Genomic DNA, 20,616 nt, shown 5'->3' on the forward strand with positions numbered 1-20,616 from the left:
CTATTTTCCTATTGGCTGTAAGTTTTCAATTTCACTGTCATATTGTTTAGTGGAGGTAACAATATTTTTACATATCTCTTTTGCCTCCCCCTCAAGTCTTTGTAGCTCGGCATATGCCGATATGTTTTTTAGTTTGGTAAGTGATATGGCAAGATTTATTTTGATTAACTTCCACTCTAATGCACTGAGTGAGCTATGCACATCGTGTCTTATTTTTAAAACATCACGAATTTTTTCTATCTCTTTTTCAAGTTTCTTTAGTTTCTTGTAGTAGGGACTATCTGTTTTATCTTTTTGCTTTAATTTTTTCAACTTTTTCTGTATTTTATCCATAACTTTATTGGTTTCAAATGGAGGAAATTGTGATTCTATCAACTCTCGAAACTCTTTAAGTTGCTCCATCTCATCTTCTACTGGCTCGTAATCTTTGATGCCTAAGCCATCCTCGGCAAAAATATTGACTAAATCTTCTATCCCACTTAGAAGTATCTCTCCTAGATCTTCTGCCTTTTCAACTTTATTTGTGTGGCTGATATATCGCAGATTATAATCATCTATATAAGGTAGATGTAATATCATAAACTCATAGAGCTTTTTTGTTTGTAGTTCTTTTAAGTACACATTGATACTCTTTGTAAACTTTTGAAGTTTCTTTTTCTGCTTTGTTTTTAGTTTTTGCATCTTGTTTCCTCCCATAAATTTTGTATGGGAAAATTGTAGCAGGATAAAATGCAAAAAAATTTCGTTTTTTACATCTTACGACAAGAGATACTCTTTTAAAGTTTCATAGAGCTTGCTCTTTAAGTCTTCGTTGTCTTCTATCTGAACAAAAGGTATCCATTTTTTTACAAAGGTGAGAACCTCTATATCATTGTAGTATTGCATACTTACTATAAGAGAAGATTTGTTTTGTTTAATGATTGTGAACATATCTCCCTTTTTTCGTAATATGTAGCGGACGGCATCTCCAGTGATTTTGAGCTTGACACTTCTCTTATCATCATTAAACCATACCGAATCTATCTGCAATGATTTGTCATTTAACTCTTTCATCTGTTTTTCTGAGAGATAACTCTCATCCTTAGAAACAATCAGCTCTTTGATATTGTTAAAATAGAAACTTTTTATTTTATCTTGCTCAAGATCATACCCCATCAAATACCAATATCCTAAGACATTGATATTTTTTAAAGGATAGATATTTTTAGTAGAGATAATGTTTTTTGTATTTTTGTATCTAAAATGTATAGCTCTTTTATGAATAATAGCACCCGTTACCTGATTGAAATAGGTTTCGTTTTCTATTGGCTGAAAATCTATATCAAATAAAAAAGCATCTGTTTCTTTAGGGATTTTTTTAAAATTTTGCAAGACTCTCTCATCTACAAGAGGAATTGCATTTTTATATAAAGAGATCATTAATGCTGTACTCATTTGTACCTTTTCATCAATCTCAATGTGACGATACTCATCTGTAAAAAAATAGTATTTTCCCTCTTTTTGAAGTCCATACTCCTCTCTTAACTGTTTAAGATACCCTTGCATACTTCTAAGTGATGTTTGAAAAGTTTCACTTAACTCCTTAGCACTATACTTACCACCTAGTTGCAAATAGCTATATAGTTTAGAAAAATTTGTTTCATTAGGTTTCTTCATTTTTAATATCCACTGTTTTATTTGCCGTTTCATTTTAGCATACTTTTTACTATAAACAAAAAGTGATTTCTAATTTTTTTCAAACATATATTACTCATATAGCAAGAGTACCAGTTTACTCGTTCGCTTTAAAAATTTATCAACAGCAGTTCAAGGAGCATGAATGAAAGTAGTTGATCTTGATGATTGGGATGTTTGCACCATCCAAAAAGAGATTATCTGTCGCTTATTTAAATAAGCCAACCACACACTATAAAAAATCACCAAAAGGAAAACAATGCCATCTACATGTACACTCGCAACAATCGCTATCGCAGTAGCTACAGCTTTAAAAGAAGCTTGTGATGATTAAAGTTTTACTCAATGAGTTTCAACCACCATATAATAAAAGGAGACAACCATGTCACAATTTCCACTAACAAATGAACAGTTAAGAACCCAAGCCCCAGCACTCTTTACAGAGGAACCACACTACGATGTAAGTGATAAGTATCACTTTATCCCAACCATAGATGTTATCAATGAGATAAAACTCCACAACTGGCATCCAGTAACAGTAAGTGAGGCAAATGTCAGAGATGATGATAAACAAGGGTATCAACAACACCTTGTACGATTCCGACACTTTGACGACTTACTTAACCCACAAGAAAATGCAGTAGAACTACTACTTTTTAATTCACATGACAGAAGTAAAAGCTTTAGTATCAGTGCAGGTATCTATAGATTTGTATGTAGTAATGGACTTGTAATCGCTGATAATATCTTTGAGAGCTATAAAATCAAACATCTCGGTGAGAGAGAAAACGATGTAGCAAATGCAGTCGCCAACATTACAGCTATTAAACCCAAACTGATGCAAAAGATACAAACACTCGAATCAATCCAACTCTCACAAACAGAGCAGGAGAGCTTTGCCAAAAGTAGCATACCCTTACGGTTTGAAAAGCATCTTCAAATAGACTATCAAGATCTATTAGTTCCTCATCGTGAAGAGGATACAAAAGATGACCTCTACACAGTTTTAAATGTAATACAAGAGAACCTCCTTCGTGGAAATATCTCAGGTGTTAATAAAGAGACAGGCAGAAGATTTACAAGTAAAGAGATTAAATCTATCTCTAAAGATGTTGAAGTAAATCAGGGGTTATGGGATATAACGGAGAAAATAGCTTTCATTAAACAGCCACAAATGGCACAAGCAGCATAAGGAGCAGTATTATGAAAATGACAAACTACAGATTACAAACTGAAATTGAAAATATAAAAACCGATAAAACAGAGTGGTTTAAAAACTATGTAAAACAGGTTCTTGAATCAGATAAGCCATACCATGCAAAAGCTGACTATCTAGGACTTAGTATCAAAGAGTTAGATAATAAAATCGCTTATATTAGCGATGATATAAAAGAGCTACAAGCCTTAAAGAAAAATCTCACACAAGCAAAAACTACAGCACTAGAAGCTACAGCAGATGTTTTAGCAGAGTATGGGATAGATAGACTTGATGGTACAGCAATATCCTCAATAACCATCACACCAAAAAAGACAAAACTCAAAGAGACCTTTAAAATTATCAATGCTGATGCACTTATTAAACTGGGATATTTCAAAGTTGTAGTAGATGAGGATGCAGTCAAAGAGGCGATGAGTACATTAGAGGGGATGAATGAGATAGATAAGTATGTGGAAGTGGGGATAGCAAAAGAGGAGATCCCTGCTCGTATAAAAGTAAACTCTCGCCGTAGCAGTGCCAACAATCAAGCTACCGAACTTTTGAGTTTGGTAGAGAATCAAGAAGTAGCATAAGGAGCAAATGAAATGTTTAACGATAAACAGATACAAGTTTTAAGCTATGAACTCGATAGTAGTAGAATAAAAAGTCGTACCAAAGGAAATGTCAGCCTCTCTTATCTGGAGGGGTTTGATGTAATTGAGACAGCTAATAAAATATTTGGTTATGGAAACTGGGATTATACTATTACAAATCTCATACAGGTTTCACAAGAACAAAACCATAATCAAAACCATGTAATCTGCTATAAAGCAGTAATCAACATTACAGTACACGATATACAACACTCTAAAAGTGTCACTCGTGAGGATGTAGGGTTTGGTACTGGGATTGCAAAAACTTTAGCAGATGCACATGAGGGTGGAGCTAAAGAGGCAGTAACAGATGCTATAAAACGAACACTTAGGAGTTTTGGGAATCAGTTTGGTAATTCACTCTATGATAAGAGCAGACAACATAACCAACAGCAAAACTACCAACAACCTGCACAGCTACAACAACAGCCACAACAGCAATACTCTCAACCACAGTCACAAGCACAACAGCCACACAACAATCACATTCCACAAGATTATGCTTCACTCTATAATTTGGGATTAACAATAATGGAGCAAGGGCAAAACCTTATAGTTGTTGGTGATGATATATTTGCAAAGAAAGACTCTATCAAAGCTTGTGGATTTCGTTGGGATGGAGCTTCTAAGCTTTGGTATAAACCAATAGAGCAAAAGGCAGCCTAATGATAGTGATACCACAAAAACAACCATCATCACACAAAATTGTTCTCTCTTGTCTTTTGGTGGCTTTAACAGTAACAACACTTTTATGTACTCAAAAGGAGGGGGAGTTATGAGCAACTTAATCCCACAAACACTTCTAAGTGACATTCCAGACCTATATGCAACAGAGGATTTAAAAGATCCTCTTTGCTATGTTAAGCTTTTTACACCTGATAGTAATTGGAGTTGGTATATCATAGAGTTCTCCAAAGCTGATAGAGATACTTGTTATGGATATGTGCAAGGGTTAGAGAGTGAGCTTGGGTATTTTACCCTTAGTGAGCTTGAATCACTACACGGTGCTTTAGGGCTTGGTGTTGAGAGAGATTTGTATTTTACTCCTACAGTGTTATCAACTATAAAAGAGCATAGCTACTAAGCTATGCACTATGTGCAATTTATTTTTTTCTTCATTAGTTATTTATTGATGGAAAATAATACAGTAATAAGAAGCTCTATTTTCACTAATACTTTACCAAAAAAGGTACAAGTATAATTAGGTATCAGTTATAACCAAATATTATATAACTAATAACTATATTAAAATAATTAGAAAGATAACTATTACTGTATTTATTATTCCTACTATATTAACATAAGGAAAAGGAATGCAACCTTACAATACAATAATAGATACAGTTAAAATACAACTGGACTTTACAACACAAGAACAACAACACGATGTTCACTCTAAAATAATTGACTATATAAGCAAGTCTTATTTTGTTAACTATAAAGATTTTACTAATGAGATTAGTAGACAAACAAATAGAGTATTCTTTATTTACTACCATGGAACTTATATCGCTTCTATTACTACAGGTATATATACAACATATTATAGACATAATAGACCTAAAAATAATTACTATATTAGTATAAAATTAGCTGGATTAATGCGATATAACCAAGCTATAGACAATGCTTCAAGCGATTGTCTATTTAGGTTGTGTGCTTTTATCAATAGTAATAATCTAGTCTTTAAGATCACACAACTTGATATAGCTATAGATATTTATGCAAAATTTAATAATGTGCTAGTAGTGTGTACGAAACGAACACCAAATACTCAATACTATAGTCTCTCAGAACAACAGAAATTTGAACAAACTAGATATGTTGAAAATATAGCTTATGATAGATTGCATAAAGTTTCCAAACATGCTTACACGTACGACAAGGCATATAAGGAAAAACTTGATTATGATTTAACACGATTTGAACTATCTCTAAGCCCAAAATTCTTTCATAAAAATAATGCTGATATTAACGAAATTGCAAAAGCATTAGATCGTTACCATGTAATGTATTTTCCAACTATTAAAGAAAAACTAAATAAAATGACTGAGTATGAAAGTTTCACTAATTTTAGAGTAAGGGATGTAAAGAAGATTGGTTTTGAAGCATATAGAATATATCCAGACTTGGTATATATAGATGAGTTTTTATACTGGATGTTTAATATTGAATTATGGCATTTTGATATTGAGGATGTAGAGACAGTGTTATAAAAGTAAAAGACAGATAAAAAAGAAAGTATATTCTACAAAAAATCCTAATAATGGACATTTTATAGAAAATACAAATATGGTAAAAAGTGGAATAAAGCCCATATATAAGGTATTCTATGGGCTATTCCCATCTTATTCTCGAATAAGATAGGTTTTTTAGAATAATAGTAAAATCAAGTAGAATAACCATAGGATAGAAGCCGAATACTTCTATCCTAAGTGATTTTTAATCTTTTTTTACCATTATATGTTTTGTTGTCATCAACTTTTTGTGTAAAGAAATCATCTTTTCTAAGCAATTTTAACAGCTTTTTATTATTTTCAAAATAGTTATTATTATGCACTAAATTGAAGTATAAATAAAGATCTTGTTTAGAGATGTATCCTAATGCACCAAGTGAGTTATCGTTAAAATTATATATTAATTCATTATACAGCTCTTGATTTGATTTGACTTTATCAAAATATGAAATAGTCCTTGAAAAAATAGCCATAATGAATTCATTAATCTTTTGTTCCAACTCACTATCTGATAATGTAATATCAACAGATTTTGTGCTTCTGTAATAATGCTCCAGTTGATAATGCTTTAGTTCACTCCATTCGCTTGGCGAGATATTAACATTATTACTTAGTAAGGCATCACTATTTTTGACTTTAACAATATCCCCATTGCCGATGGATAAATAAAACTCACCAGTAGGGAGTTTCTCAACATCTGTTAGCTTAGTATTAAGTGTATTGTTCATCGTATCCAATGTTTTATTGCTATTGTTGCCAATTACTTTAACATTGGTGTTACTGAGAATAATATCCCTTAACGCTGAGTTTTTAATTTGTGATACCGACTGATTGATTAGAGTCATATATAATGCATATTTACGACTCTCCGTTAAAATCTCTTCAATAGTTGAAGTAATAAAATTATGGAACTCGTCAATATAACAATAAGTTGGTACTCTATCAGCTTCTTTAATCCTTGCACGCTTTAAAGCTATAGTTTGGATTAGTCCAAGGATAAATCTAGCATAATAAGCATAAGAATCTAACATTTCACTTTTTTGGATTCTAAAAATGAGTACTTTTCCTCTTTCATTCATTAGTTGCTCTAAATCAAAAGTACAATCACCATTAAATAGATTTGCAAGTAATGGATCATTTAATAACTTCTTGATTCTTCTCTTTACAGCATCTCTCGTCGGTTTTATAGTTTCAAAATCGTTCACAAAGAACTCTTTTTCTAGCATATTTGGACTATGTTGACCAAGTTGAAGTAGGTCTTTTTCTTTAGCACTAAGGTATCTCAAAACTTCGAAAAAGTCACTTTTACCTGCTCTTAGAAGTACACATACAACGTTATAAAGAACATCCTCCATTGCCCCAGTAAATTTTTCTGTATCATTTACAGTTTTTACAACTGATACAATAACTTTAGCTCTCGCTTGTATCTCCTTTTCATTTTTATGAACTAAGTAAAAAAGGTTCATTGATGGAGTCATGTTCTCGTGCAAAGTAAGATCAATATAAACCAGTCTTTTTCTTTCAATAGGAAGTTTTGCAACTTGTTCTGCTAAATCACCATGTGGTTCTAGTAAAATTACTACTCCATCATTTCGTTCAACATCATTATAGATTAGCGATTTAGCTAGTTCGCTTTTACCTGAACCAGTTTGCCCTGTAATCATCATATGCTTATATCTTGCTTCCAATGGAATGATTCTATCAATACTGCCATCAAATGGATTTAACAATTCATTCTTTGATATATTATTGCTATCAATTTCTGAGATAAGGTTAAGATACTTTTGTTTTTCAACATTATTATCGTAATTGTTTTCATTTAGTGGGTTTAATCCGATAACAGATAATTCTTTTGCAAAGTGCATTAAATTACTATCAATTTGTTTTAATAAGTTAATTTTATCTCTTGCTTTTAGCTTCTCAATAATATTTTGTATTGAATCTAAAAATATTATATCGGTTGCACTTAAAAACTCTTCTAAAATTGGATGAGCTTCATCAAGAGTAATATATAATTGGACTCTGTCATAACTAATTGATACAGATGTAATAAGTTGTTTTAATCTTTCTTGTTTCTCAAAATCATCAGGAATAGAATTAACTCTAATACATAAAGTTTTATCAAGTATATCTTCGACTGATTGAGTATTTAAGATTTCATCACTAAGAACTTTTACATTATGTTCTCCATAGATTTTTGTGATAATCTGACTCCATATTACATCAGCTACATCTCGATTATGAATTAAAACAAGAGTATTATCTGATTTTAGGTTCTTAAAATGTTTACCCATTCTGTTAGCTAAAAAAGCATGGTCTTTATATGTTGTTAGATTTTGAATAACATATAATACTGGCGAAGGTTCTTTTTCTAGAGAACAATCATTAAATCGTTCGTATAAATATTCTGTTGGAATAAAATCGTTTTGAGATATTTCATTAAAATAGTTTACCATACCATAGCTATTATTAGGATCATATACTTGTTCCGATAACACAGGAATAGACTTAATAGAAATATGTACCGTATCAAAACGAATCCCTTTTATATCATTAAGATCATCCACAAAACACAAATTAAAAGGATTTCGACTACTAACCTCTAGTTCAATTTCCTCTTTTGTGCCTGAGATAACTTTATGATTAGGGTTTGGCTGGTAGTAAAATACATCCCCATCTCTTGCAATACGATTGTTAAATAAAAACGATTGCTCATTTTGAATTAAACTATTGTATTTGTTCCATTCATTATTTACAATGATCTGCTTATCATTTTCATTACGCCAATGTCTGTGTACAAGACTTTCGTGTTGTATGAGATTTTTTTGGAATCGTTGATTCTGGTATTCCAGTTCTTCATTAACCAATTCAGCTTGTACCGTATCTAAAAAAATAGGCTTACTAGCGACAAAACTCTTATTTGCATTTACATTAGCAGGTAAATGCGAACCTGTAAAATGATTATTCATCATGATATTTCCTTTATTAATTATTATATGGTTCTCCAATAGCTACATCTATACTGATTCACTATATGGATACATTGGCTACCCGATAAAGTTTCATCGAGACAACACTACCCTTGTAGTGCTGTGAGGATGAAGCAATATAATTAATAAAGTAATAAGAGCATTTAATCTATTAAGGTATATTTGACAATAAGTTGTAAAAGAACATGATGAAAAAAAATTTCATCGAATTTATCTAAGTTTTATTTGGTTATGATTCCAAAAATAAAACAATTTCATTAATGGTGAAAAAAATTCCACCACCAACTTTTTTAGACTTTATAGCACCAGACTTTCGTAATCTATCAAGGGTCGCTTGAGAAATATTTAGTTCTCGTGCTGTTTCTTTTTTAGATAACAAAGACTTTTTATATCTGTGATGTAAATTGTCTAAAGTTGTCATGTTTTGTACCTCCTTTTAATGATATGATGAAAATTTACCAGATAAATAGAGAGTTTCATTTAGGGAAAAAAAGATATATTTTTCCTAAATGACTTAAATAAGGGGGATAAAAAGATTAGAATGGAGATATATTTTGTGTTTTTTACTAGTTTATTATAATGGCTATATAAAAGATTATTTACCTAAAATTACATTTTTAAACTTATATTCATCTATATAACCTTTTAAAAGTGCATACAATGCTCTGACTTTACTTATTTCTATTTTTGTAAGTTTACATATTTCATCATCTAAAACTGTCTTATTAAACAGCTTTAGATGATTTTGTAGTCTTTCTTCAATTTTTGCAAATTCGTGCTTTTTCTGCTCTTTTCCATATTGTATATTTTCACTTATTCTTACTTTTTGAGCCTCTGCTTCTTCTTTTAATTCAAGCTCTTTTTTATGAAATTCTTTTCCAATAATTTTATATAAATCGTATATATAAAAAGCATTTGCATAATCTCGATTTCTAAGTTCACGTTTCTTAGCAATTACTTTTATTTGTTTTGGATTTTCAATTTCTTCAATTTTTTCATCAAAAACTTCTATAAATGATTTTATATCTTTGCTACCTTTTAGTTTATCTATATATGCTATTAGTTCTTCCCTTGGTAAATCAACATTTAAGCTCACATTAATACTTTTGTTACTTTTTAATTTTATACTTGGAAGATTAACTAACTGTAAGCTATCTTGATGAGAAGAGTTAATATAATCATCATCAGATATTGATGATATAAAATCCTTATCTAAAAAATCTATTGGGAAATTTTTTTCACCTAATGAAACTAGTTTTTCTTCTCCATCGGTGCTAATTGGTATACAAATCTCATGCAAATGTTTATCTATCAGTTCATCGGATATTTCAGTTAACACAACTTCTTTTACTGGAGGTATAGTATATAGGGAATCATTAATTTTGGTTAAATGTGTTCCTCTATCCTTGTAGACATCATAACGCATAAAATCAGCTTTCATACTTTCTGGATGAATTATATATACAAACAAATTTTTATCCGAATAATCTTCTATATTATCAGAATTTATTAATTCATAATGTGTAGGTTGAATAAATCGATAAAGTTGTTTTTTCTGTAAATAAAAGTTCATTACTTTAATCAATCCATTTTTTAAATCATTAATAAATGGTGGATTTAGTATCAAAAAATCATGTAGTATTTTTTCATTACTATCTACGATAGATTCGCTCACATAAGGATGAAATAGAAGTTTTTGTTCATCTTCAATATTAAAACCAAATTTTTCTATCAGTCCTTGCTTGAGTTGTTTGTAGCGCTCTTCCTTTAACACAGAGGACTTATGTTCAAATTCAAAATCAATCGTTCTTACATAATATATATAATTCTGAAATTCTTTATTTCTTATTATCATATCGAGTACTAAACTATTAGATAGGTTATAGTCTTCAAGATTTTGAATATAAGTATATCGTACATTATCTTTTGCTGGAATTTCACATTTTACAGGAGACATAGATGATTTCATTGTTAATCTCACATTATGATCTTTTACAACCATATCTATATCATATGTATATTCATCCCATAAAGTTTTTTGTCTATTTATTTCTAAAAGCTTCTCACCAATATCATTATTAATTAATTCCATGTTCCCTCCTACTATTTCATATATATATTATTCTATTAGACCAGCTTCATCAACAACTTTCGAAAATTCTTCTTTTACAGATTGACTAACAGAGCTAATTAAAATCTTATGATCATTTATCAACTTCTGTCTATATTGGGAATTTTTGTCTTTAATAACCATATTAAAACACTCAACATACATATCAAATTCATTCACAATTTTATCTATCTCCTTATGATAGTCCATTCCACCAATAGCCTTTATCTCTATATGATTCACACCTATTTTCTCAAGATTCCAGATAGTTCCTTTTTTATTTTTTATCTCTCTTGATTTTACTTTTGTGTTTTTAGACAATATATCCATCACATTTTGACTATAGCCACTACGAGGCAACCAAGAAGAGAGTAAGTTCTTATCATGACACATAAGCATATAGAGATAAAAGTTAAAATTAATACCATCTTGTTTTAAAGTAGAAATATGAAAATGTAGTCCTGTGTCTTCGTTAGTGTAGCCGTACTCTTCAATAAGTGGCAAGATATTATTGATGTAATGTTTTACACCATCTTTAGTTGTTATAGGGATTGATATTTCAATACCATTATCATCTAGCGACTGGTCAGGCTTTATCTGTACACAATGGTTTTTATCAGCATCAGTCGGCAGTGTTGCTAAATCTACTAAAATATCTGCATCTGTAAAATTTGCAATTTTAATTCTTATCTCTTTAATAGCATCTTGCAAATTATATTTAGCTGTATCTATATAAAATTCAAACTCACACCCAAACTGATATAAATCATTATCACTTATTTTTAAAGTCTCAATATTACTCTTAACTGCTCTATATCGTTTTGTAGTATTTTGTACCATTTAGTGCAAACCTTCTAAAAAACTATCAAGTCTATGCACTTTATAGTCTGTATTATTTTCCCATATTTTTAACGACTCTTGTTCTTTTGGTATCTCTTCATCTTCTCTTATATAAACAAATGCTAGTTTTACACCCTTGTGAGTTTTTACCTTTATCTTTTTTCTTTGGTAATACTCTGGAGCTCCCTCAAACTCATCAATCTTGTCTAATAGTTCTTTTCTCTTGATCTCATAAAGTTCACCCATCACTTTTGTTATTGGTTCTTTTACAAGATATGGATAGTTTCCAAAACTATCTTCATACATTGCAAACTTACCAACAGTAGAGGCTTTACCTACTCTTTTTGCATATTTTTCTAGTAGCTTATGGTTATCAAAACCTTTTTTCAGTGAGCCATACACAAAAAGAAACTCGTTAAATGGCTTTATCTTTTTAAAGTAACCTCTTTTTTCAATAGAGATTAATCCCCTATCATGAAGCCTATGAAGATATTTTCTAATTGTGTCTTTAGATACATCTTTTAATTTTATATAGGAAAAAGGCACTACTTCATAAATAGCTAAACTGTTTATTTGTCGCTCTATTTTATCTATGATTGTCATAATGTTTTCTCCTCTTTTATCGTGACTAAATTATAGCATATTTTTTATAAAACTGTCACGATAATATTTATAATCCATAATCAATAACTTCCATATCATCATCAATATTAAGATATTTCATAGTGGTATCAATCTCTGTGTGATTTAAAAACTTCTTTGCATGAACTATCCCAAATTTCTTATACACCTTTGTTGCAGCAGTTCTTCTCATTGTATAAACTGTTACTCTATAAGCACTATCATAAGGACTTATATTTTGGTTGAAATGTTTATCAAATATATTTCTAAAATGTTCAGCATAGCCTTGATACCTTGTGTATCTATTTTTCATTTTTTGTTTTTCTTTTTCTGTTGTAGCTTTTTTATAAAGCTGTATTGGAAAAAATATAAAGTTATCATGTACTAAATCATGTTTACCAATCCATTCTTTAAACATTGTTAAAAGTTCATCGCCAACTTTTGCATCATAAGGTTTACCTTGCTTCATCGCTCTAATATGAACTGTTTTATTTTTAAAATTTATGTGTTTTACTTGTATTGTCATTACTGCTGATGGTCTTGCCCCTGTATGATAACAAGCTTTTAAAAATAACAACAATCGTGGCTTAACTTGCAATTCATCAAGGTTCCATAACTTCTCAAGCTCTTCATCTGACAACACTCTACCTGCTTCATTTTTATCAGTCTTAATTATCTCTCCAACAATAACAGGATTTTTGTCTACATATCCATTCTTTATAGCCCAATTAAACAAGGCTCTAAGATTACTAATAATTTTTTTAACTGTTCTTGGATTTAATGGATCTGCATCTAGTTTTGCTTTTTGTTGTGCACCTCTTAAAGCTGGTGTCTTTTTTAATTCTTCACTCAATTTTTTTATGTCAGATGTTTTAATCTTTGATATTTTTATCTTTCCAAGTTTTGGATTAACATGTCTGTAAAATGTTGATTCTATCATCTTGGTAGTTTTAGCTGTTTTTGTAGGAAAATAAATTTTAGCAACATCTTCTAAAGTTAGATTATTGTTCATTAACTTTCTAGCTAAAAGAGAATCATCTTTTTCTATCTCTGCTCTATCTCTCGCTAGTTCAGTTCTTTTATCATTTAATATTTTTAATGCTTCTTCTTTGGATGTTGCATCACATCTATATTTTTTAACCTTGTTATCAATATCTCTATATGCAATATAATAAGCTATAGTCCTTTTATCGTTATCACTATCTTTAAAATATTCATAAATACCGTTATATTTTTTTGCTCTTATCTTTCGTAAACCCACTAGAAACCTTTAGAATTATCAAATATTTTATTACAACAAAATTTTACAACAATTTGTTGTAAAACTGCATAAAACTGTAAAATATTGAAAATATCAAAAAATACAAATAGCTCCTAGAAGCCTATATATAAGGCTATCTGAGAAGATTTAAGGTTTATTGCAAAAGTATAGGGATTTGTCTTTGGAGGACTTATAGGATTAGTCTCATATTTCTTAGTTTAGCCCTTTTTTAAGGGCTTTAAGGTTTGAAATTTTAAAGTTTTACTACATTTTTTTTACTACAAATAGTTTGAAATCTGCATATTTTTGAAAAAGATTGTAAAATTGAATCTTTCTTGTCAGAAAACGTACAAATATTTCATTCTTAAAATTCGTCAAAACTGTAAATTTCTTTTAAGCTAGTTCAAAATCTCTTTTTGTTTTATAATAACTATCATTTTTTGTAAGCAATGAAGTTAAATAATTGTTACTCCACAATCGCTTTCAACAAAGCATCCCTGGCATCAGAATAAAACTGTATATCGATCTTAATGGCTAGGTCATCAGGCAAATCAAATAGCTGTCGTCTACTGGTCACGGGCATAAGTAAAACACTGGCACCTTTTTCAACAGCTATCTCAGCAATACTTACTGGATTGTGTATAGGCTCAATAGATCCGCCAAGGTTAATCTCTCCTACTGCATATGACGGAGCATCCGGCCACCCAACGCGTTTTAAATCGGACACCAAGAAAGGGAATATTTTCTGTAACGCCATTTTAGCATAAAGTGTCCGAATGATTTTTTAATATTCGTCAGTTTTGATGCTCGATTTGAGTTTTCGCATCGATGGACCACTCAGTTCTATCCTATGGGAGGAGTGAACAATTCTGTCTAAAATTGCATCTGCAATGGTGTTGTTGTTGAGATAGTTATACCACTCACTTACAGGAAGCTGTGAAGTGATAATTGTAGAATTAATCTGCGTTCTGTCCTCTATGATCTCAAAGAGATTCGTTGCATCATCTTCACCCATAGGTATCACACCGAAGTCATCAAGAATCAGCAGTTTAAATCTTGAATACTTTTTAAGCAGATTAGTATAAGTGCCATCCAACCTTGCAATTTTTATCTCCTCAAGCAATGAAGGGGTTCTTACATAGTAGGCTTTGTACCCATCAAATATAGCCTTATTGGCAAACGCTTGAGCGAGATAGCTTTTCCCAGTCCCAGTTTTACCGGTAATGATGATGTTCTGTCTGGCATCGATGAAGTTGAGTGAAGATAGTGATCTGATCTGTGCTTTGTTGATCCCTCTTTGTGGTGTGTAATCTATAGCATCGAGTGCTGCTTGCTTATCTTTGATTTTTGAGAGTCTGTGATTCATGATGATGCGTTTATTGCGTAAAAATATATCCTGCGCATCAAGAAGCTGATAGAGTCTTTCACTAAACCCCATAGAATCGTAGTTGATATCCTCCATCTGTTGCAAATATGCCTCTTTAAAGCCCTTATAACCAAGTTCTGTCAGTTTGTTGATAACGGTAGTGTGATTCATTCTTTTGTCCTTGTTTTCTTTTTATTATTTGATTATTATTTCTATTTGTACTCATCTGCACCGCGGATATTGGAGTGGTTGTTAAAAAGTGCGTAGTGTGATGATGGTTGCACATTATTGGCACTCTCACTCAGATAGAGCTTTTTATCGAGTATCGATCTGATCGACTTTGTGGTTGTGGTGTTGTGCTTTGTGGCATACATCAGCGCCAACTCCAGCTCTGTATTACCATAGAGTTTTGCCAACGATAAGATGGCTACTATTTTATTATACGCCTGTGGTGGATACTCTACTGATGCAAATACATCCTCCACAAACACACTACTGAATTCACCTATATTTTTTGCCCAAGAACGCACTCTTTGCGGATTCATACTCTCGTTTACATACTGATGTTTACTTGGCATATGTTCATGCAGTGTCGAACACTCACCAACTCTTCGCAGGCGTGGATGTGTAGCGATGAGTCTGTTCTTGTGGTAGATATAGACACTTTGTGTGGAGTATCGTACCTCTACCTCCTCTTTGATATATTTGTAAGGTACAGAGTAGTTGCATTTCTCAAGGCTTATATGGTAATCCTGATGCACTTTTGCGATCTTAAACTGTTTATAGGTATAGCTGTTTGCAGGCAGTGGATTAAGATAGGGTGCATCGAGCTCATTAAAGAGCTCTGTTCTACTCTTTTGGAGATGTTTTATAATCTTATTATTGTATCTATCGAGCAACTCCGCTATAGCTTCGTTGAGCTCATCGACACTGAAAAACTTATGGTGACGAAAGCGTGCGAGAATGTAGCGTTGAATCGCTTGGACACCCTGTTCTGCTTTTGGCTTGTCTTTTGGCTTTCTTGGGCGTGCTGGATTTACTATGACGCCATAGTGACGATTGAGGTCTGCATAGCTCTCATTGACGACGATACCGTTTTTATTATTGGAGATGATGGCACTTTTGAGATTATCGGGAACTACCACTCTTGGCACTCCGCCAAAGAACCCATAGCACTTGACATGGGAGTAGATGAAGTCCTCCTGTTTTTGACTTGGGGTAGCATGAACAAAGGTGTATCCACTAGCCCCTAGTACGGCTATAAATATCTGTGCATACTCCACTTCACCGGTTCTTTGGTTGTGTATTGGCATAGTAACACCGCTGTAGTCTACAAACATCTTCTCACCCGCAAGGTGTGTCTGGCGCATGGAGGGGTTGAGTTTTTTGACGAAGCGGCGGTAGTATACGCGAAACTGGGTGTACTGATACCCATCCGGATTATCCTCTTTATACTCTTCCCACAACAGATAGAGGGTCACTTTGGTTTTTTTGCGCAGTTTGAGCTCTTGGTGGATATAGTTGAAGTTTGGCATCGCTTTGCGTGAGACAACGACACTGGCTACATCGGGGAAAAACTGTAGTTTGAGTGCATCATCATCTAAAACATCAATCTGCTCTATTGACAATCCAAGCTCTTTAAACCGTTTGATATAATCTGCAACGGTACTTTTGGCTACTCCTGTAGCGTCATGTATCTTTCTGATTGACAAGCCCATACTATGGTACTTTACAATATCACGAACTGATCTCATAGATATAATCCTCATTTTCAACACCCTTGTAAATAAATTTACAAAGAGTGTATTTGAATTTAGAAAATATCTCTTTCTTAAACGAATCTGTGTTGACGCTTTTTTAGTAAAAGTGTCCGAATCATTTCCGTCATCACTGTCCGATTTAAAACCGTCACGGGTGTCCGAACTAAAACGTTATGGGTGTCCGATTAGGTGCGTTTTTTGCACCTACAACTATTAACCCACCTCGTACACTCTTTTTCAATAATGTAGAACAAAGAGCTATCAGAGTGTCAAACGAACCCTAAAAATTTGCACTAAAAAGTAAAAAAAAGTTACAATTTGAAACTTAAACCACCACTTTGTTTTGTCCTGTTTTGTTTGAAGATTTAGCTCCAAACTTATATAAATCTGAATTGATAATTCCTGACTCTTTTTTCTCTTTTAATCTATAGCTGTCTCCTTGTATGTTGATGATGTGTGAATGATGCAGTAGTCTATCGAGGATAGCAGTTGTTACAACCTTATCACCTGCAAATACCTGTGACCACTTGCTAAAGACAAGATTGGAGGTAAGGATAGTAGAGGCTTTTTCATACCGTTTAGAGATAATCTGAAAGAAGTGATTGGCTTCCTCTTTGTTCATATTGAAATAACCTATCTCATCGATAACAAGTATTGAAGGATTGGTTACTGATTTTAAAAAGGCATCATACTTCCTCTCTTTTTTGGCTTTATTGGCATTGGCAAGTAATTCTGCAATAGTAGTAAACTTTGCTTTGTATCTGTTCTGAACTGCCTTATATGCCAAAGCAATAGCCAGATGGGTTTTGCCTACACCACACTCTCCAAGGAGAATAATGTTTTCATGCCGTTTAATAAAACCTAGAGTTGCCAACTCCTCTATTTGTTTGCGGTTAACTCCTACAGAAAAAGTATAATCAAACTGCTCAAGCGTTTTAATAGCAGGAAACCCTGCAAGTTTGGTTAGGGTGTTTTTACTTCTGTCCATTCTACTGTTATTTTCAAGCACTAAAAGTTCATGTAAGAACTGTGTATATTGCCAACTCTCTTTGGCAGCAGTGGCGGCAACAGTGTGAAACTCGTTTGCTACAGTAGAGAGTTTGAGTGATCTGCAAAGTGTTTCTATCTCCTGCTCTAGTTCCATAAAGCACCTCCCAGTTGTTGCATAGAAAAAGTTGGCAGCATACAGTAAAGCAGGGCAGCAGGGATCAGTTCATCATAACTTTGTATATCTGGTTTTGGAATATAGATAGAATCTATTGTTTGTGTTTTATTGAACTCTTGATTATTTTTTGCTACACTTTGTATTACAGCCTTTGGATGGATGCCACCATAAGGTTTAGGCAGAGAAAGCAAGTGGGGTTGCTCCTCTGCCAACAGATCAAATGGCCTTTGCAGGGTTGTTTGATGTATGCGTACATTGGCTTGCATTTCAAGCCATTTGAGTACTTCTGCATTAGCATTGTCAATATTGAGCTGATAATTTTTCATTGCAAGTTTTACACGCAGTGCGTTATGAAAACTGTAGCGTAAATAATGGTTAAATCTCTCAACTTTTCCTTTCGTCTTTGCACGGTATGGTCGACATACTTTAATAGCAAAGCCACAATGCTTGGCGAAGTCTTCAAAGAGAGGATTGAGTTTATGTTTACCTCTCCCGTACGCATTGCGTCTAATAATGACTGTGCGCATATTATCATATAGACACTCTAGTGGAACGCCTCCAAAGTATCTAAAAGCGTTCATATGGCATGCCAGCAATGTCTCTATCTTTTCATTATCAACATACTCCACATACGAAGCCCTTGAATAGCCCATTGTAGCAACGAATGCAGAGAGGTTGTCTTTTGGAAACTCTACCCAATCGACTTGCATCTGTTTGGCTGGCTCTGTTTCAAAGCGTATAAGCTTTTCACTATTTTTTATTCGCTCACGCAGTTCATATTTCTGCATTACCTGCTGGAGCCAACGCAAGCTTCCTTTGTATCCTAAAGCCTGTATCTCTTTGTAAATTACAGTGGTTGGAATAAAAGAGTTCTCCTTATGGGATATTTCCAACATCTTTGCAATATGGGGAAGATATGGATCTACAATATTTTCTACTGGTGCTCTGTTAATAACTGGTGTATACCCATCAGGAAGTTTAGAATATTTACGAACTGTCTCACGACTGATTCCCAGTCGTCTTGCTACTTCTGTTTTATTAAATCCTTGTTTTAAAAGTTTTTTTATACCCTCAAGGGGCACCCCGTCATTTGAACTTGCCTCTTATCTAACACTTGACTCCCTTCAAAAAAGATGAAACGGAGTCTATCAAAAATTAATTTGATTTTTTAAGGTTTGTGTTTAAAAAGTAACTTTTAACTCACTTCCCTTAGTGCCAATTTTAGCAGTTCGTTTGACAAGTGCAGCTACTACTTGTTTATGATATGCGAATTCCTTGCCGTTGTCACTTGTAATTGTATGAGTGATCTTTTTCATTGGTGTGAGCATCTCTATAAGCGCTTGGGTTACTACTTCGGCATGTTTAGTTGGTACATTTTTAATGATAGCAAATTTTGATTTTCTGTCAACTACAGTAACTAAAAATCCTTTATGATCTTTACCAACTACAGTGTCAATTTCCCAATCTCCGATGCGAGACTTTTCTCTCGCCAATTATAATTACAATTAACGCTTGTATCACCAAAAATATGTTATACTTAGGTAACTAAAGGAGGTAATTACAGATGCAAATATCTTTAAATATTCAAGATGATGTTTATCAAAAACTCAAGAGTGCTGGCATTGATATGCAATCAAAAATTAATGAATACCTTCTGAATCTAGTAGATAGAAAAGATGATTACTTAAACTCTAAGCAATTTCAAGAGGATAAAGCTTATTTCCAAAATGCTTTAGAAAATATTGAAAGTGGAAAGACAAAACCTCTTTCACATACAGAAGTATGGAATACAATAGAACATCATACTAGCAATTAAGTATGAAAATTATCTATGAGCCAAGGTTTATAAATTCTTTTAATAACATTTGGGACTATATTGCACAAGATAGCAAGAATAGAGCAAATCAATTTAAAAAAGGGATAAAAAAATTAATTGAAGATATGCACCATATGCCTTACAAATGTAGAAAATCAATTTACTTTGATGATGATAATATCCGAGACTTGATTTATAAAGGCGAGGGTATACAGTTGTATATAAAGTTGATGAAGAAAAATCAATCATTACAGTTTTAGGTATTAAAAGGTATAAAGCAGAATTGTAGGTCACTTTAATTTTTAGGGGTATATTTTTATTTTGTATTTAAAAAATACAATAAAACAGGGATACAGTGAAACCCTCTACCCCATCCACCCCTTAAAACCCCTAAAATAAGCACTTTAAATTTGAATTGGCAGAGCAAGAATCCGAACAATAAAAATATTATCTCAAAAATTGTATCTATCTTTCAAGCTATTGAAGGATATACTACAACAAAATACTTCTGTTATAAAAAAAGCTCAACTCCTCAGAAAAAAGTATGGCATCAAAATATCAGTTAGTAAGTAGTGAGTTTTACTACGAGAACAGTGATGTATCTAGAAACAATTTTAATATCAAAGACACTCAAACTATCCATGAGATAGAAAAAGAGCTCCTAGAAGAAGCATATGCTATCTTTTTCAATGAAATCAATGAAAGCACTCGTTTGACAACTGCTAAAGAGTTCAGGGTTTAATTTGGAAAAATGGCAACAAAAGAGTGCACAGGCTATATTTAAACGCTTGTTTGTTGCCTCTTATGCCTGTTTGCTTGTATGAGAGACAGAACATACAAACAGTAAAAATATGTTGGAAATCAGAAAGTTTTTAGTTCGATTAAGCTGCAGGCTCGTAACCAGGAACAAGATATCTGATGTAGA

21 protein-coding genes and 1 pseudogene are annotated in these 20,616 nt (G+C 32.5%); 8 read left to right on the forward strand and 14 right to left on the reverse strand.

Annotated elements, in window-relative coordinates; genetic code table 11:
- Together MLC52_RS07165 and MLC52_RS07170 are read right to left on the reverse strand one after the other, a co-directional pair.
- Positions 1-681: a hypothetical protein gene (locus tag MLC52_RS07165; protein WP_434579818.1), complete on the reverse strand. Its 681-nt coding sequence runs from the start codon at positions 679-681 to the stop codon at positions 1-3.
- 75 nt (positions 682-756) lie between these two features.
- Positions 757-1,656: a helix-turn-helix transcriptional regulator gene (locus MLC52_RS07170; protein WP_434579820.1), complete on the reverse strand. Its 900-nt coding sequence runs from the start codon at positions 1,654-1,656 to the stop codon at positions 757-759.
- Positions 1,657-2,056: 400 nt separating this feature from the next.
- Between MLC52_RS07170 and MLC52_RS07175 the strand changes: the two genes are divergently transcribed.
- The 5 genes from MLC52_RS07175 (at position 2,057) to MLC52_RS07195 (ending at position 5,741) form a co-directional block, all read left to right on the forward strand.
- Positions 2,057-2,866 carry a DUF932 domain-containing protein gene (locus MLC52_RS07175; protein WP_434579822.1) on the forward strand — a complete coding sequence of 270 codons (810 nt, stop codon included), beginning with the start codon at positions 2,057-2,059 and terminating at the stop codon, positions 2,864-2,866.
- Positions 2,867-2,877: 11 nt separating this feature from the next.
- Entirely contained in the window at positions 2,878-3,465 is a 588-nt protein-coding gene (locus MLC52_RS07180) for a hypothetical protein (RefSeq protein ID WP_434579824.1), read from the forward strand.
- Positions 3,466-3,477: 12 nt separating this feature from the next.
- Positions 3,478-4,191 carry a Rad52/Rad22 family DNA repair protein gene (locus tag MLC52_RS07185; protein ID WP_434579825.1) on the forward strand — a complete coding sequence of 238 codons (714 nt, stop codon included), beginning with the start codon at positions 3,478-3,480 and terminating at the stop codon, positions 4,189-4,191.
- Positions 4,192-4,300: 109 nt separating this feature from the next.
- Positions 4,301-4,609, forward strand: coding sequence for a DUF2958 domain-containing protein (locus MLC52_RS07190; protein ID WP_434579827.1), 309 nt, complete (start codon positions 4,301-4,303; stop codon positions 4,607-4,609).
- A gap of 229 nt (positions 4,610-4,838) precedes the next feature.
- The gene (locus MLC52_RS07195; RefSeq protein WP_434579829.1) at positions 4,839-5,741 is read left to right on the forward strand and encodes a hypothetical protein; all 903 of its coding nucleotides are present in this window, start codon (positions 4,839-4,841) and stop codon (positions 5,739-5,741) included.
- A 215-nt stretch (positions 5,742-5,956) separates the two neighbouring features.
- On the opposite strand, the gene MLC52_RS07200 is transcribed toward MLC52_RS07195, so the two are convergent.
- The 12 genes and pseudogenes from MLC52_RS07200 to MLC52_RS07255 form a co-directional block, all read right to left on the reverse strand.
- Positions 5,957-8,734, reverse strand: a complete 2,778-nt coding sequence (locus MLC52_RS07200; RefSeq protein ID WP_434579831.1) for a type IV secretory system conjugative DNA transfer family protein — start codon at positions 8,732-8,734, stop codon at positions 5,957-5,959.
- Positions 8,735-8,981: 247 nt separating this feature from the next.
- Complete coding sequence (locus tag MLC52_RS07205; RefSeq protein ID WP_434579833.1) at positions 8,982-9,173, reverse strand: helix-turn-helix domain-containing protein; 192 nt, start codon at positions 9,171-9,173, stop codon at positions 8,982-8,984.
- Positions 9,174-9,347: 174 nt separating this feature from the next.
- Entirely contained in the window at positions 9,348-10,844 is a 1,497-nt protein-coding gene (locus tag MLC52_RS07210) for a hypothetical protein (RefSeq protein WP_434579834.1), read from the reverse strand.
- 27 nt (positions 10,845-10,871) lie between these two features.
- A complete protein-coding gene (locus MLC52_RS07215) occupies positions 10,872-11,702 on the reverse strand; it encodes a hypothetical protein (protein WP_434579836.1) in 831 nt (276 codons plus the stop codon).
- Positions 11,703-12,305 (reverse strand): gamma-glutamylcyclotransferase family protein, encoded by a 603-nt coding sequence (locus tag MLC52_RS07220; protein ID WP_434579837.1) that lies wholly within the window; start codon positions 12,303-12,305, stop codon positions 11,703-11,705.
- A gap of 67 nt (positions 12,306-12,372) precedes the next feature.
- Positions 12,373-13,584 carry a tyrosine-type recombinase/integrase gene (locus MLC52_RS07225; protein WP_434579839.1) on the reverse strand — a complete coding sequence of 404 codons (1,212 nt, stop codon included), beginning with the start codon at positions 13,582-13,584 and terminating at the stop codon, positions 12,373-12,375.
- Between the two features lie 466 nt (positions 13,585-14,050).
- Complete coding sequence (locus MLC52_RS07230; RefSeq protein WP_434579841.1) at positions 14,051-14,341, reverse strand: hypothetical protein; 291 nt, start codon at positions 14,339-14,341, stop codon at positions 14,051-14,053.
- Between the two features lie 27 nt (positions 14,342-14,368).
- A complete protein-coding gene (gene istB / locus MLC52_RS07235; protein WP_434579771.1) occupies positions 14,369-15,121 on the reverse strand; it encodes an IS21-like element helper ATPase IstB in 753 nt (250 codons plus the stop codon).
- 41 nt (positions 15,122-15,162) lie between these two features.
- Positions 15,163-16,704: an IS21 family transposase gene (gene istA, locus MLC52_RS07240; protein ID WP_434579769.1), complete on the reverse strand. Its 1,542-nt coding sequence runs from the start codon at positions 16,702-16,704 to the stop codon at positions 15,163-15,165.
- A gap of 331 nt (positions 16,705-17,035) precedes the next feature.
- Positions 17,036-17,854: an IS21-like element helper ATPase IstB gene (istB, locus tag MLC52_RS07245; RefSeq protein ID WP_434579842.1), complete on the reverse strand. Its 819-nt coding sequence runs from the start codon at positions 17,852-17,854 to the stop codon at positions 17,036-17,038.
- On the reverse strand, positions 17,845-18,957 hold the full coding sequence (gene istA, locus MLC52_RS07250; RefSeq protein WP_434579843.1) for an IS21 family transposase: 1,113 nt from the start codon (positions 18,955-18,957) through the stop codon (positions 17,845-17,847). Before istA (MLC52_RS07250) ends, istB (MLC52_RS07245) begins: the two co-directional genes overlap by 10 nt.
- 156 nt (positions 18,958-19,113) lie before the next feature.
- Positions 19,114-19,356 (reverse strand): annotated as a pseudogene (locus tag MLC52_RS07255) (IS30 family transposase); the annotation flags it as partial.
- Between the two features lie 83 nt (positions 19,357-19,439).
- Between MLC52_RS07255 and MLC52_RS07260 the strand changes: the two are divergent.
- The 3 genes from MLC52_RS07260 to MLC52_RS07270 all read left to right on the forward strand — a co-directional run bounded on the left by MLC52_RS07260 (position 19,440) and on the right by MLC52_RS07270 (position 20,433).
- Positions 19,440-19,691 carry a hypothetical protein gene (locus tag MLC52_RS07260; protein ID WP_151900175.1) on the forward strand — a complete coding sequence of 84 codons (252 nt, stop codon included), beginning with the start codon at positions 19,440-19,442 and terminating at the stop codon, positions 19,689-19,691.
- Positions 19,692-19,693: 2 nt separating this feature from the next.
- Positions 19,694-19,951: a type II toxin-antitoxin system RelE/ParE family toxin gene (locus tag MLC52_RS07265; RefSeq protein ID WP_434579844.1), complete on the forward strand. Its 258-nt coding sequence runs from the start codon at positions 19,694-19,696 to the stop codon at positions 19,949-19,951.
- 284 nt (positions 19,952-20,235) lie between these two features.
- Positions 20,236-20,433, forward strand: coding sequence for a hypothetical protein (locus MLC52_RS07270; RefSeq protein ID WP_434579846.1), 198 nt, complete (start codon positions 20,236-20,238; stop codon positions 20,431-20,433).
- Positions 20,434-20,616: the final 183 nt, after the last annotated feature.

Source organism: Sulfurimonas sp. NW15, assembly GCF_051132285.1.
Taxonomy (GTDB): Bacteria; Campylobacterota; Campylobacteria; order Campylobacterales; family Sulfurimonadaceae; genus Sulfurimonas; species Sulfurimonas hydrogeniphila.

Excerpts from the sequence above, each read along its gene's own strand:
- MLC52_RS07165 (WP_434579818.1), bottom strand. The coding sequence starts at position 681 with ATGCAAAAACTAAAAACAAAGCAGAAAAAGAAACTTCAAAAGTTTACA.
- MLC52_RS07190 (WP_434579827.1), top strand. The coding sequence starts at position 4,301 with ATGAGCAACTTAATCCCACAAACACTTCTAAGTGACATTCCAGACCTA.
- MLC52_RS07220 (WP_434579837.1), bottom strand. The coding sequence starts at position 12,305 with ATGACAATCATAGATAAAATAGAGCGACAAATAAACAGTTTAGCTATT.
- MLC52_RS07260 (WP_151900175.1), top strand. The coding sequence starts at position 19,440 with ATGCAAATATCTTTAAATATTCAAGATGATGTTTATCAAAAACTCAAG.
- istB (WP_434579771.1), bottom strand. The coding sequence starts at position 15,121 with ATGAATCACACTACCGTTATCAACAAACTGACAGAACTTGGTTATAAG.
- MLC52_RS07205 (WP_434579833.1), bottom strand. The coding sequence starts at position 9,173 with ATGACAACTTTAGACAATTTACATCACAGATATAAAAAGTCTTTGTTA.
- MLC52_RS07170 (WP_434579820.1), bottom strand. The coding sequence starts at position 1,656 with ATGAAGAAACCTAATGAAACAAATTTTTCTAAACTATATAGCTATTTG.
- MLC52_RS07210 (WP_434579834.1), bottom strand. The coding sequence starts at position 10,844 with ATGGAATTAATTAATAATGATATTGGTGAGAAGCTTTTAGAAATAAAT.
- MLC52_RS07215 (WP_434579836.1), bottom strand. The coding sequence starts at position 11,702 with ATGGTACAAAATACTACAAAACGATATAGAGCAGTTAAGAGTAATATT.
- MLC52_RS07265 (WP_434579844.1), top strand. The coding sequence starts at position 19,694 with ATGAAAATTATCTATGAGCCAAGGTTTATAAATTCTTTTAATAACATT.
- MLC52_RS07180 (WP_434579824.1), top strand. The coding sequence starts at position 2,878 with ATGAAAATGACAAACTACAGATTACAAACTGAAATTGAAAATATAAAA.
- istB (WP_434579842.1), bottom strand. The coding sequence starts at position 17,854 with ATGGAACTAGAGCAGGAGATAGAAACACTTTGCAGATCACTCAAACTC.
- MLC52_RS07185 (WP_434579825.1), top strand. The coding sequence starts at position 3,478 with ATGTTTAACGATAAACAGATACAAGTTTTAAGCTATGAACTCGATAGT.
- istA (WP_434579769.1), bottom strand. The coding sequence starts at position 16,704 with ATGAGATCAGTTCGTGATATTGTAAAGTACCATAGTATGGGCTTGTCA.
- MLC52_RS07200 (WP_434579831.1), bottom strand. The coding sequence starts at position 8,734 with ATGATGAATAATCATTTTACAGGTTCGCATTTACCTGCTAATGTAAAT.
- MLC52_RS07175 (WP_434579822.1), top strand. The coding sequence starts at position 2,057 with ATGTCACAATTTCCACTAACAAATGAACAGTTAAGAACCCAAGCCCCA.
- MLC52_RS07195 (WP_434579829.1), top strand. The coding sequence starts at position 4,839 with ATGCAACCTTACAATACAATAATAGATACAGTTAAAATACAACTGGAC.
- MLC52_RS07270 (WP_434579846.1), top strand. The coding sequence starts at position 20,236 with ATGGCATCAAAATATCAGTTAGTAAGTAGTGAGTTTTACTACGAGAAC.
- MLC52_RS07230 (WP_434579841.1), bottom strand. The coding sequence starts at position 14,341 with ATGGCGTTACAGAAAATATTCCCTTTCTTGGTGTCCGATTTAAAACGC.